General features: G+C 32.0%; 10 protein-coding genes. 5 read left to right on the top strand and 5 right to left on the bottom strand.

Features of this window, described 5'->3' with window-relative positions; all coding sequences use genetic code 11:
- Positions 1-157 precede the first annotated feature (157 nt).
- Positions 158-1,612, bottom strand: coding sequence for a T9SS type A sorting domain-containing protein (locus Q0876_RS02055; protein WP_299223522.1), 1,455 nt, complete (start codon positions 1,610-1,612; stop codon positions 158-160).
- Between the two features lie 604 nt (positions 1,613-2,216).
- Between Q0876_RS02055 and rpiB the strand changes: the two genes are divergently transcribed.
- From rpiB to Q0876_RS02040, 3 genes are read left to right on the top strand one after another with little or no spacing between them, the layout of a single operon-like run.
- Positions 2,217-2,651, top strand: coding sequence for a ribose 5-phosphate isomerase B (gene rpiB / locus Q0876_RS02050; protein ID WP_299223520.1), 435 nt, complete (start codon positions 2,217-2,219; stop codon positions 2,649-2,651).
- Entirely contained in the window at positions 2,652-3,569 is a 918-nt protein-coding gene (locus tag Q0876_RS02045; protein ID WP_299223519.1) for a cation diffusion facilitator family transporter, read from the top strand.
- Positions 3,570-3,576: 7 nt separating this feature from the next.
- Positions 3,577-4,017, top strand: a complete 441-nt coding sequence (locus Q0876_RS02040) for a GNAT family N-acetyltransferase (protein WP_299223518.1) — start codon at positions 3,577-3,579, stop codon at positions 4,015-4,017.
- Here the strand turns inward: Q0876_RS02040 and Q0876_RS02035 are convergent.
- From Q0876_RS02035 to Q0876_RS02020, 4 genes are read right to left on the bottom strand one after another with little or no spacing between them, the layout of a single operon-like run.
- Complete coding sequence (locus Q0876_RS02035) at positions 4,014-4,859, bottom strand: OmpA family protein (RefSeq protein WP_299223517.1); 846 nt, start codon at positions 4,857-4,859, stop codon at positions 4,014-4,016. The two genes, Q0876_RS02040 and Q0876_RS02035, sit on opposite strands and share 4 nt — an antisense overlap.
- Positions 4,860-4,913: 54 nt before the next feature.
- Complete coding sequence (locus Q0876_RS02030; protein ID WP_299223515.1) at positions 4,914-6,548, bottom strand: S41 family peptidase; 1,635 nt, start codon at positions 6,546-6,548, stop codon at positions 4,914-4,916.
- Between the two features lie 14 nt (positions 6,549-6,562).
- Positions 6,563-6,934: a ribonuclease P protein component gene (gene rnpA, locus Q0876_RS02025; protein WP_299223513.1), complete on the bottom strand. Its 372-nt coding sequence runs from the start codon at positions 6,932-6,934 to the stop codon at positions 6,563-6,565.
- The gene (locus Q0876_RS02020) at positions 6,935-7,744 is read right to left on the bottom strand and encodes a S24 family peptidase (RefSeq protein ID WP_299223511.1); all 810 of its coding nucleotides are present in this window, start codon (positions 7,742-7,744) and stop codon (positions 6,935-6,937) included.
- Positions 7,745-8,090: 346 nt separating this feature from the next.
- Between Q0876_RS02020 and Q0876_RS02015 the strand changes: the two genes are divergently transcribed.
- Together Q0876_RS02015 and Q0876_RS02010 are read left to right on the top strand one after the other, a co-directional pair.
- Positions 8,091-11,561, top strand: coding sequence for a hypothetical protein (locus Q0876_RS02015; protein WP_299223509.1), 3,471 nt, complete (start codon positions 8,091-8,093; stop codon positions 11,559-11,561).
- 193 nt (positions 11,562-11,754) lie between these two features.
- Entirely contained in the window at positions 11,755-13,341 is a 1,587-nt protein-coding gene (locus Q0876_RS02010) for a hypothetical protein (RefSeq protein WP_299223507.1), read from the top strand.
- Positions 13,342-13,458 lie beyond the last annotated feature (117 nt).

Here is a 13,458-nt window from a genome sequence, read left to right as displayed (position 1 = left end):
ATTTGTAATCTATTTTCGTTTCCTAAAAGTGTTAGGAATTCATTCTAAAAACTTAATAAAAGGAGGAAGAAATGTTATTAAGTTTTTACAAATCTACGGTTTAAATATTTAATTGTGTTTTGTTAGCGTTAAATTATTACGAAAATGATGTAAACTATTATTCAATAATGAGTTTTTTAGAGGCTTTACCTTGAGTGGTTTGAACCTCTACGATGTACGTTGCAGAAGTAAGTGATTTGGTGTTTATTGTTAATTTTTTTGATGTTGATACTTCTTGTCCTAACATGTTATAAATCGTTACTTTTTCTAAAATAGAAGTATTATTTAATTTAATTGTAAACTGATGTGTTGTTGGGTTTGGGAAAAGGTTGAAACTTAAAACTGAATATTTTTTGGTTGAAAGTAAATCTTCAATACTAAATACTTTAGCTTCACCTGCACTATTCCCTATGTTACTATAAGGAGCTCCAACTACTACTAAAGACCCATTTAGGTTTAACTCTATAGAAGTGCCAAATTCAGCACCTTCAATATCACCTAATATATTTCCAATTTGAGACCAAGTATCATTACTTAAACTATAAATTCTTACACTTCCTGCATTATTTCCTCCATTATTACTAAAATCAGAAGCTACTAAAAGATCACCTTCTTCATTAATTTCTATATCCCATCCAAAACCAATACTGTTTATGGTATTAGTAATATCGTTACCAACTTGAATCCAATTATTATTGATGTTTTCATAAACTTTTATATACCCTAATAATGGTCCGTCAGCATCGCTATCTGTAGAAGAAATAGCGACTCTATTTCCATTTTGTGATAAACTCAATGAGTATCCAAACCAGTCATCTTCAGAACCATTTATATTACTTCCAATTTGTGACCAAGTATTATTTATATTTTGATAAACTCTAACATGACCAGCAGCAGCTCCATTAATATCAACAAAAGGTGAACCGATTGCAATAGTATTTCCATCAATACTTAAATCGATTGACCAAGCTGATTGTATTCCATTAATATCACCTTCTATATCTTGTCCAATTTGAGTCCAAGTATTATTAATAAATTCGAAAACCCTTACATGACCAGCATTATTGCTAATACCATCATTAAAAGAAGCAGTAATTGCTATGATATTACCTGAAGCATCAGAACTAACTGTAAATCCTGATTGATCTCCAAATGCTTCTCCTATAATATTCTGCCCTTTTTGTACCCAAGTATCATTACTATTTTCAAATACTTTTACATGACCAGAATTCGATCCATTATCATCATTATAAGGAGCACCTAATACAATAATACTACCATCATTATTTAAACTTGCAGAAAAACCTAAACTATCAAAATCAAAATCTCCGACAATGTTTTGGCCTATTTGAACCCAAGAATCATTAATCTTTCTATATACTACAGTATTACCTTTACCATTATTAAAACTAAAAGATAAAGAACTAATTGCTATTACATTTCCATCATGACTCATACATACTTTGTTTCCAAAACGAGAATCTAATGGATCTCCAATTAAAGTTTGTCCAATTTGAATTTGACCTAGACTAAAAAAAGGAGTTAAGAAAAATAAGAGTATAAGTTTTTTCATTGATAGTTTATTTATATTAAATATAAAGATTTTAAAATAACACATTATTAATGTTATCAACATATATAATTATATCATCTTTTTTCTTTTTAAAATTTTAAAAATAAATGATGGTTATTATAGTGTGTTGATAGATATAATAACTTTTTTGAAGTTTTGTTTGAAATATGACTTATAGAATTCAATTCATATGTAATTAACATCGTTTTTAAAGTTAACTCATTCATTATAAATAGAATTTAGATAACTATTAACAGCTGTTGAAAAGTACTGTTGACAACTAAAATTTAATAACTATTGTAAAAAGTAATGTTGGTATCTTAGTATTTTTATACTTATAACTCGACTAAAAAAAACAACTAACTTTTTAGGTTATTCTATATTATATATTGTTTGTAAAAATTACCTGATTATCCTAATAAAAGTTTTAAATACTTAAGAGAAGATATTAACAAGTAATAAAACATAAAACACTAAGAAGTTAACAACGCTTATATAGGTATTATTTTTTAAAATTATTACTTATGGATAAGTAAACTGTTTTTAAGTTCAATTTTTTATTAGCAATTAGTAACTTTATATTTTTAAACAACACTTCATAACTATGACTATTTCTATAGGTAACGATCATGCAGGAACAGAGTATAAACAAGCGATTCAAACATATTTAGAATCTAAAGGATTTACAGTTAATAACTATGGAACTAATGCGAATGATAGTGTAGATTATCCAGATTTTGTACATCCTGTAGCTGCAGATGTATCAGAATCTAAAGTAAAATTTGGCATCTTAATTTGCGGCAGTGCTAATGGCGTTGCAATGACGGCAAACAAACACCAGAAAGTAAGAGCAGGAATATGTTGGACTAAAGAAATTACTGAGTTAACAAGACAACATAATAATGCTAATATTTGTTGTATTCCTGCACGTTTCACAGCTATACAACAAGCCATTCAAATTGTAGATATTTTTTTAAATACCGAATTTGAAGGTGGTCGCCATCAAAAACGCGTTGATAAAATTCCTATTTCATGCTAAATGGGTCATTCTCATTCTCATAATCACTCACATTCTCATGGCGATTTAAAAGGAAGAAATCTTTTTATTTCCATTTTATTAAATATTGTCATTACTGTGGCTCAAGTGATTGGAGGGTTACTCTCTGGGAGCTTGTCACTTCTTAGTGATGCACTTCACAATTTTAATGATGTCATTTCCTTAATTGTAAGTTATATTGCTAATAAACTTACTAAAAGAAAGGCATCGCTTCAAAAAACATTTGGTTATAAGCGTGCTGAAATTTTAGCCGCTTTTATTAATGCAGCAACGTTAATTATCGTAGCAATTCTGTTAATTATTGAAGCTGTTGAGCGTTTTCAAAATCCGAAAGAAATTGAATCTAATTTAGTGATATGGTTATCTCTAGTTGCTATTTTTGGTAATGGTTTTAGTGTTTTACTTCTTAAAAAAGATAGCACTACTAATATGAATATGAAGAGTGCATATCTACATCTCCTTACAGACATGATGGCTAGTGTAGCAGTATTTATTGGTGGATTATTAATGAAGTTTTATCAGGTATTTTGGGTAGATAGTGTTTTAACTTTTGCTATCGCTGTTTATTTGGTTATAATGGGTTATAATCTACTTAGAGATTCGTTTAAAGTATTAATGCTATTTACACCAGAATCTATTCAAGTAAAAGATATTGTAAAAGCGATACAACGCATAGCAATTATAAAAAATGTACATCATGTACATATATGGCAGTTAAATGAAGAAGAGATTCATTTAGAAGCACATATTGATTTTAAAAACGATATTTCTTTATCAGAATTTGATATCGTATTAAAAGAAATTGAAGTACTAGTATATCAAAATTTTGGAATCAATCATGTGAATATTCAACCAGAATTTGGAAAATGTGATGCAAAAGATGTAATTGTACAAGACTAATAAGTTAATGAAGATTTATACTAAAACATATAACGATTTGACAGTTAATGAGTTATACGATTTACTTCAGTTACGTGCTGAAGTTTTTGTAGTTGAGCAAGATTGCGTATATCAAGATATTGATGGTAAAGATGAAAGTGCATTACATGTCATCGGCTATAAAAACAATAGGTTAGTAGCGTATACGAGAGTTTTTAAACCAGGAGATTATTTTGAACATGCAAGTATAGGTAGAGTAGTAGTTAAACAATCAGAACGCGACCATAACTACGGTTATGAAATTATGAATGCATCAATTAAAGCTATTGAGCAACGATTCAATGAAACTAGAATAAAGATTTCGGCTCAAACCTATCTAAAACGCTTTTATAATAACTTACAATTTTTTGAAGTAGGAGAGGAGTATCTTGAAGACGATATTCCACATATAGCTATGATAAGAACTTAATTACCTTGACTTTCTCCAACATAAGTCACTAAGATTTCTACACGACGATCAAATTTTGGATCACCACCTAAAGGAAATTTTCGACGCATACCAACATATTTCATACGCCTAGTACTAACTCCTTTCTTAGCTAAGTAATCATAGATAAATTTTGCTCTTGCTACAGATAGATTACGTTTTTTAGTCTTTCGATCAATAGCATCTCTACTGTTTTGAGTACAACATACATGACCTTGAATTGTAAAGTAAATATCTTTTCGCTCTAAAAGGGCTTCTGCAAGATTTTCGAGTACTGGTTTAGATTCAGGTAAAAGCTTACTATAACCTGTTTTAAATAAAATATTATCTAGCGTAAATTTGTCACCAGCTTTTAACTCTCCTTTGATAATATCTTCAACTTTAGGCTTTTCTTCTAAAGCTTTTTGAACACGTGGAGGATTATAGGGCTGAACAATAATTTCAACCTTTCGATTTAAACCTCTAATTTTATGAATATCTTCTTCCTTTACTAATTTAAGTAATATTTCACCTTTTCCATCTACATTTGTGATAATCGATTCATCAAACTCATTATTAGAAAATATAGTTTTTATTGAATTGGCTCTATTTTGAGATAAAACTAAATTATAAGAATCACTTCCTCTATCATCAGTAAAGCCGTAAATAGACACTTTTTGAATATCAAGAGTTTCAATTTCTGATAAAAATAAAAGCAATCTGTAATGCTCTGTAGGTGGCACTTCGAATTTGTCAGTTTCAAAATATACCTCATGCGTCATGGTTTCTGTCTGTGCAAACAAAAACGATGTAAAAAGCAATGTGATGAGACTATATATTTTCATTTTACTTATCAAACACGCCCAATAAATATAGGCTATTTTATTTTCATTCAAAAGTTAATCCAAGTACCCTTTATAATTAGAGTTTGAACTTAAAATTTCAGTTCCTTTTTGAATCTCAGGATTTGTGGCTTTGTAATAGGTGTATAGACCATCTCTATAAAAATAACGTTTTACAATTTCATCAGATAATAATGATAATAATTCTTCTTTATTACTATCTATAGCTTGTGTTTTATAATGGTTTAATGCATTCAGTAGATCTTCATAATCAGAATCAATAGCAGTTCCAATTTTTTCTTCTTTAGCGATAAGAAATGCTTCAGCAAATGCTTTTTCTGCTTTGGTTTCGAAATTAAAATTATTTGAGTTTAAAAAGGCTTTAAAATCATTAAAATCTGAATCTGTAAGCTTAAAACCATTTAGGTCATTTAACGTGTTGTTGTAATAATATGTTGTAGCATATTTAAAGATCAGGTTTTCGTTTAAAATAGCTTTAGTTATCGGACTAAGTTTTGTTGCCTCAAGTTCTAGGTCTGGTTGAATACCTCCTCCGTCATAAACCATTCGTCCTTTTTTAGTTTTAAAGGCATTATAGTTTTCTCTTTTTACTCGAGTTGCTTTTCCGTTTTCATCTCTATTCCAATAATCTAACGCTTGTATGCATCGACCAGATGGTGTGTAATACCTCGAAATAGTAATCTTCATTTGAGTACCATAGGTAAGTTTTTTAGGACGTTGTACTAAGCCTTTACCAAAACTTCTAGCACCTATAACTACTGCACGATCTAGATCTTGAAGTGCACCAGCAACAATTTCGCTGGCAGAAGCGCTTGAACCATCAATTAATACCACAAGAGGTATTTCTGTGTCTACAGCGTCTCTTTGCGTGTAATAGGTCTTGTTATATTTTTTAACCTTAGATTTTGTAGTAACCACCAATTGATTTTTTGGAACAAAAATATTGGTGACATTTACAGCTTCAGTTAATAAACCACCTGGATTCCCTCTAAGATCAAGGATCAATTTCTTAGCGCCTTGATTTTTTAATGCTCTTACAGCGCTTTTGGTTTCTGATGAGGCTTTACGGTTAAATTTAGTTAATACTACATAGCCAACCTCATCATTAATCATAGAAAAATGAGGAACAGCTTGTATGTCAACGGCTTCTCTTTTAATAGTAGCAGTTTGTGTTTTGCCTTGCCTTACATAAGTAACCATAACTTCAGATCCAGCCGCACCTTGTAGTAAGTTACCAGCATCATCTTTAAAATCTGCTACGCTAACATTATCTACTTTTACGATTTCATCACCTGCTTTCAAACCCGCTTTGTCAGCAGCATAATCTTTGTAAGGCTCAATAATAACAAGCTTGTCTTTTAAAGTAAGTACATTAGCACCAATCCCTGTATAATCACCAGAATTATTTATTCTTGAGGCCTCAACGTCTTGTTCGTTATAATAATTAGTGTAAGGGTCCAGATCATTTAACATGCTTTTAATAGCCGTATCCATCAAATCACCAGGATTAGTATCATCAACATAATTCATGTTGAGCTCTTTAAATAATGTGGTGAAAATTTCTATTTGTTTTGCAATCTCAAAGAATTCACTTTTAAAAGCGGTTCCACTAAAGAATATTGCTATAGCTAATAAAGGAATAGCAATACGTTTATGTAATCGATATTTCATTTGTAGGTTTATTGTTAAGACGCTTTTTTAGAAAAAACATCTAAAAGTTGTTTCATTTTAGCGTTAATGGAATCAAAATCTGTTCCATCTTTACCAATGTACAAAATCATTAACGCATAACAAGACGAAATGTTGTTAAAATATGAGGTTTTATTGAGCCGATATGCTTCTCGCAACAATCGTTTGATCCTATTTCTATCAACAGCATTTTTAAAATGACGTTTACTAACAGAAACCCCTGTTTTAAACTGAATGTCACCTTCAAAAGAAGTTGGTAAATAGACCAAGCGCAAAGGAAAAGCCGAAACAGACTTACCTTCTGTAAATAGTTGGTCGATCAGTTTTTTGCTTTTTAACTTTTCCTTTTTAGGATACGATAACGCCATTTAGTTTTTAGCTTTTTCTGATACCATCTGTTCTAAATCAACGATCTTACTTTCTAACTCATGTAACCTATCGTAAACATCTACAGGTTCAGGCATTTGTTTTGAAGCAAACATGGTTACATACCAAACTTCCATAATTTCATCGGCATTAATGGTATATGTTGGGTAATTACCATCTTTATTATCGCTTTTAAGAATTAGCTTACCACGCTCTTCAATACGATTAATTACACGCTTTAAGACTACACCATCATTTTTACTTATAATAATATACACACGACCATCTTTAATATCACTAAAATCTTCGACGTATTTTCCAAAGACTAGATCACCATCAAAAAAAGTTCTAACCATAGAGTTGCCTTGAACCTCAAAACATCTAAAGGTTCCATTTGTAAGTTGAGGCATATGAAAGGCAGGTAAGGTTTCTATGTATTCTGCATCACCATAACCATCTAAATAACCCGCTCTAGCTTTTGCTGGCACATAAACTACATTTTCTTCGCCTTCAGGGTTTGTAGAAATCACTTGAGGCATTCCAGAATATGTTGGAGTATTTGGTATATCAGACTTCAGCATAACATCGCTTTTACCAAAAAGATAATCAGGATTAATATCAAATTCATCAATAATTGCAGACAAAACATCATAACCTGGTTTTGTTTTTTTTCGAGTGCCGTCTGATTGTGGTCTTCCATTAACAATACTATCAATAGTGGTTCCTGTAACACCTATTCGCTTTGAGAACGCATAATTGTTTAAATGAAAATAATTAATAATAGCCGTGATTTTTTCGTCAATCTGTTCCATAATAACAAAAGCTATAAAATTTAAACTTTTTACAAAAAATTAAACATTTTGTTTGATTTAATTTGTAAAATGTTATATATTTGTCTTTTAAATAAATGCTAAGATAGTAAAATAAGTTAAAAATCAAACATTTGTGATACTTTATTAGTGTTTCTTCAGGTTTTATCTAAAAAGACGTCTTAATTAAAATCTATTTGATGCCGTATTCAGCAAGGTGTTGGAATGCGGTAAAAGTTTATGCCTTAGTTATTAAGGCTTTGTGTTGAGTAAACTGTTAGAGAAGCGAAACAAAAACAGTTCTTAATTGAGCATAATAGAAACAAGTATAAACTTTAAACAATTTACAATGAGTAAAACAATTAAAAACAATCTATTTAGGTTTGTAACTTTAAGAAACCCGCAGTTAATAGATAAAAAGGAAGAAAAACCTGGGTTTGTTTTTCACCCAGATGAAGATAGCGGAGCTTTTTTTCAAGCAATTAGAGGAATAGCCCTTGAAGATATTCCGGTAAAACTAAAATCAACAAGTGAGAGTTTTTCGGCATTAAAAACAAGAATAGAAGCGCGCCAAATTAATGAGAAACTATATCTATTCTCATCGTGGTTAATGCGCAATAAAAATACATTAACATTTGCTGAGATTAATAACAATTCAGATGGGGTTACTACATTAGATTTAAATCAATTATTACTAGTTTGGGATAATTTAATTTATCAAACTATTGAAAAGAAATCGAGCTATGTCAGAGAAGCAATGATTCAACTTTTGGTAGCAAACCAGTTTTTAGATGAGTTTATTAGATTTTCTGAAGGATTAAGTGATGATATTACGTTTACTGAAGATCAAGAAAAAGAATTTATTAGGCGTGCTAACGCAAGTGTAGTAATGTCTAAATTATTATTTAGTAATACAAAAACACCTCAAAATCAAGACCCAAAAGTAACACCTCAACAAGAAAAAAGAATTCTTGATACCACCGATGTTGTTATGGCTAAGGAGCGCATTAAAAGGAAAAGCAAACTTTTTGATGAGTTAAAACGCTTGCAAACGGGTTACAATAAAAGCATTCAAAAAGCTTATGACAAAGACTTAAAAGTGCATAATGCGTTAGTAGAGGATTTGTTAGATAATGCTGTTCCTAAATTAGTTGATGTAGTAGATCCTAATACCGGCGAAATAACAAGAACAACAACATATCCCGACCTAGATATTCCAAAATTTGAGTTTATAGCAACAGAAGCAATTACTAAGAGCTATATGGACGGCAGGCTTTCAGACGCATCTTTGTCTGAGTTCATTTCTAATGAATTAGAGATGTATGATGACTTTCCAGAAACTTTAGATGCTATTAAGAAGAGCATCGATAAAGACTATAAATTGGTTTTTAATAAAACACCAAAGACATCTAAAAAAGTAAAAGTTGGAGGCGCAATATTAAGAGCGTCTAACAGTTCTATTAGCGACTATGATTATAACATTAGTCCGCTATCATATGTTTATCCTTCAGGAGAAAGAGAAGTCTTTATGCTGTTTTTTAACTACGTGCAAGAGTCGCCAATCCAGAGTATAGATTACACAATTATTTTTGACAATGGAACCGAAATAAACGATACTGAGTTTGATATTATTTCTAGTTCTAATGAAACCACATTTGTTAAACTATTTCCTTCTCTAATTCCTTTTCCGTCAGGCACCCAAACTTACACCTTAAAAGGGCAGGTGACTTTAGAAGATGGCAGAATATTGAGTTTTGAAAGATTGGTTGATTTAAAGAGTCGCTTAAATTTAGGGATGTTTGATCTAGTAACCGATTTAGAAGTACCTGTTGAAACTGTTGAAAAACCAAAATTATATGGTGTTACAAATCTTGGGATTGCTGATTTTAGAAGGGTTGAACAAGAAGTGTGTTGTTATGTGCCAGGAGAAGTATCTCATATAGAGAATGTTATGGCTCGCGAATATAAAGAGCGCTCAACACGTAATTTGGTAAGTTCTGAAGTCACAACTGAAAAAACCGATGAAAGAGAACGAGAAAACTTAACAGACACAACAACAACAGAACGTAATGAGATGCAAACAGAAGTGGCTTCGGTTCTAAATAGCGACCAATCTCAATCTCAAGGAGGAAGTGCCAGCGTAAGTGGTGGAGGCAAAATGTTTAAATTCTCTGCAGATGCTCATTTTGACACTTCTAGCTCAAGTTCTACATCAAACTCTAATACACAAGCACAAACTTATGCTCAAGAAGTGACAGAACGAGCTATGGAGCGTATTGTTCAAAAAACACAAACCAAACGTACCTCTCGAATCTTAAAAGAGTTTGAAGAAAATAACAAACATGGGTTTGATAACACAAAAGGAACTGAACATGTATCGGGCGTGTATCGATGGGTGGATAAGATTTATAAAAATACCTTAATTAATTATGGAAAACGCTTAATGTACGAATTTGCAATTCCAGAACCATCACGTTTCTTTAAGGAAGCAATTTGGAGAGAGCTTGAAAACGACCAATTAGAGTCTGGTATTATTCTTCCTGAAGCGCCAACACACCCAAGTTTACTTGATGAACCTATTAACAGTGCAGACGATTTGAATGAATCTAATTACCAAATTGTTGCATCAGAATATAATGCTGATGTTGTTCCTGCTCCTGCTTATTTTACGAAATTTAGTAAACCATATAAGTTTGATTTCATACAAAACAAAAGCAATGAAGAGGGTAGTTCTATTGATAAAATTATTGAAATACCTGAAGGTTATGAAACAACTAATGTTAAAGTGAATGGTAGTTTCTTTTATGAAGGAGGTAATAACAATAAAAAAATAAACATTGCTATTGGTAGTACATCGTTTACAGGGTTTAATTCCAATTCTGACACTTTTGAAACGGATCAGGTTTCATTAACAGGTTACGAAAGAGAGTTAGCAGTTACGGCATCGACATATGATGTCTTAACAGCAAGCTTTAATGTGACTGTAGATTGCATTCGAACAGATAAGGCTTTTGAAGCATGGAAAGACGAAACATATAAGGCAATTATGGATGCTTATAATGATCGTTTACAAGAGTATAATGATGCACAAAATCAAGATGTAATTCCATTTACAGATAAGGAAAAAATTCTATTTAATCCACTACACAATAGAAGCCTTGAGAAAAAAGAACTAAAGCGCATTGCTATAGAATTGATAACAAAACCATTTGAGGTTGAAACAGCAAAAGATAATTATTTTTCTGGTCCAAATCCAAGAGTAAAAAGAGATCAAGCATTTCAAGATCATGCGTCGACTGTTAAGTTTTTTGAACAAGCTTTTGATTGGGATATTATGGCCTACATTTTTTACCCATATTTTTATGGAAAAGAAACAAATTGGGAAGAATTGTTCCAAGCACAAGATGCTGCAGATCCATTATTTCAAGCCTTCTTACAATCAGGCATGGCAAGAACTGTAGTTCCTGTGAGACCAGGCTTTGAAGATGCTGTTAACTGGTATATGGAGACTGGAGAAATCTGGAATGGTCAAGGTTTGGTTGTTGATCAAGATGATGATTTATATGTGTCTGTGGCTGAAGAAATGCAGACCATTGAAGGTGTTGTAGAAGGTACTTGGGAAACACGTTTACCAACAAGCCTAACAGTCATTCAAGCAGGCAGTATTGGTTTAAACGTAGAAGGTCTTCCTTGTAATGAAGAATGCAGACAGGTGCTGTTTGAAAGTGACAGAAACCCAATTGAACCATCTAATAATATTATTGGAGGAGAAGAAGGCGTAGGTTCTGATGCTGTAAGCGGAGTCATTACGGTTGAATAAAGAATCATTAGCGATTATAACACACAACATTCACACCTTACATTTTAATAAACGTATTGCCTTTTCTATTTTTTATAATAGAAAAGAGTAAGGTGTTGTGTTGGTGTTTTTAATCATGTCTTAAAATAATGTTGTAGAAAGGACCTCTTTAGAGGAAGAGGTAACAAACACAAATAATTAAATACAAACAACAATGAAACAGAATAAAGAAACAATAAAAAGTTATTTTGAAACAGGTGATAAACCTACCCAACAAGAATATCATGATACATGGGATTCTTTTAGACACAAAGACGAACAAGTTCCTGCCGAACTTCTTGAAGGACAAATAAAAACAGAAGATAATGGCATAAACGTTAACCCAACTACGTATAACGATTTGTCAAAAGGAATCACATTTGGTGATGGAGATACAGGTGTTTTTGAAATTAGTGACGATAAGTTAATATTGCAGACAGGCAGTACAAGTTCTGGGTTGCAAATTCAAGGTGGCTCTGGAAACGTAGTGCAATCAAATAATTCAAACGGTTTTAGAACAAAACAGGTTCAGTCACAAACGGACCCTACGTACTCTTCTAGAGCAGATGAAGACACTGGTGTTGGTTTTTCAGGAGAAGATACAGCGCATTTAATTGCTGGTGGTACAAATACATTGACATGGAAATCTGATGGACAAATTACGGCACCTGCAACAACTAATGCTGTAATTGATACTGAATCATCAGGCAAAGTATTAGTAACAAAAGAATGGATTGATGCTCAAGGTTTTGTTGACGGAACAACTCTAAATTTACAGCAAATAACAGATGTTAATAATAGCACTAGTAATGATATTGAACTGGTTGGTGGTAATCTAAGCATAACCGATGGAGACGCACCCTCCAACCCATTTGATGGTAATCTTAACATCAGTTATACTGATGAAAATACGGGCAATGTGTTTTCTATTTATAATGCTGTTACGAAAATAAAATCAGCCGCTAATCAATTTCTATATGGTATAAACAACCTAATATATCACAACGCACCTGAAGATATTGGTTATGTTTATGGTGCTTTCAATAGAGCAAGAACATTAAACTCTGGGACTCCAACAGATATGATAGGAACTTTTAATGAAGCATCTTATCGAAACACAGGTTCAGGTACTATAAACCTATTAAGCGGGTCTGAAAACTATGTTAAGGTTGATGATTTTGGAGGCACAGGAACAATAGCTAATACTATAGGTGTTAGAGGAAAAGTGATTCAAAATAACGCCAATGTAACATCATCTAATGTTAATAGTGGTGTTTTTGGATTAGACCTTGAAGATGGTGTTGTTAACTCATGGACAGGTGTTTTGATTGATCTAAATCAATCTGGAGGAACGGTAAATTCGGGCGCATATTTAAAACTAGATATTGGAACACAATTGCCCAATGTAAATATGAAGGCTATTGAATCTATAGTTGACTTACCTTCTTATTTCAAAGGATCAATTGAAAGCGATGTAACAATTGCTCAAATTGACACAGCAAGCGATAAGGTTTTAACAACTAAAGAATGGGTACAAGCGAATACTGCTTCAAAGTTTTCATCTACTCTTGGTGATGGCACCTCTACCACAATCAATGTGAGTCATAATTTAGGATCTGAGGATGTGATTATTCAGTTAAGAGACGTGAGCTCAAAGACGGTTTCAGAATCTATAATGACTATTGTAGATGCCAATACGATTAGTTTAACCTTTGATACAGCTCCAGCTTTAGATGAATATAGAGTTGTAGTTATGGCATAAACAATTCTTACAAATCAAGGTATAGTTCACAACCTAGATTAAACCCATTCTGGTTAAGACAGTAGACACTAAAGTAATCTTTGGTTAGGGAGCTTATGCCTTGATTTTAAAAACAAA

It is taken from the genome of uncultured Psychroserpens sp. (assembly GCF_947503375.1).
Taxonomy (GTDB): domain Bacteria; phylum Bacteroidota; class Bacteroidia; order Flavobacteriales; family Flavobacteriaceae; genus Psychroserpens.
The sequence above is the reverse complement of the archived record's forward strand: the minus strand, read 5'-3'. Positions and strand labels throughout refer to the sequence as shown.

Coding starts and splice junctions, on each gene's coding strand:
- Q0876_RS02055 (WP_299223522.1), bottom strand. CDS start 1,612: ATGAAAAAACTTATACTCTTATTTTTCTTAACTCCTTTTTTTAGTCTA.
- rpiB (WP_299223520.1), top strand. CDS start 2,217: ATGACTATTTCTATAGGTAACGATCATGCAGGAACAGAGTATAAACAA.
- Q0876_RS02045 (WP_299223519.1), top strand. CDS start 2,652: ATGGGTCATTCTCATTCTCATAATCACTCACATTCTCATGGCGATTTA.
- Q0876_RS02040 (WP_299223518.1), top strand. CDS start 3,577: ATGAAGATTTATACTAAAACATATAACGATTTGACAGTTAATGAGTTA.
- Q0876_RS02035 (WP_299223517.1), bottom strand. CDS start 4,859: ATGAAAATATATAGTCTCATCACATTGCTTTTTACATCGTTTTTGTTT.
- Q0876_RS02030 (WP_299223515.1), bottom strand. CDS start 6,548: ATGAAATATCGATTACATAAACGTATTGCTATTCCTTTATTAGCTATA.
- rnpA (WP_299223513.1), bottom strand. CDS start 6,934: ATGGCGTTATCGTATCCTAAAAAGGAAAAGTTAAAAAGCAAAAAACTG.
- Q0876_RS02020 (WP_299223511.1), bottom strand. CDS start 7,744: ATGGAACAGATTGACGAAAAAATCACGGCTATTATTAATTATTTTCAT.
- Q0876_RS02015 (WP_299223509.1), top strand. CDS start 8,091: ATGAGTAAAACAATTAAAAACAATCTATTTAGGTTTGTAACTTTAAGA.
- Q0876_RS02010 (WP_299223507.1), top strand. CDS start 11,755: ATGAAACAGAATAAAGAAACAATAAAAAGTTATTTTGAAACAGGTGAT.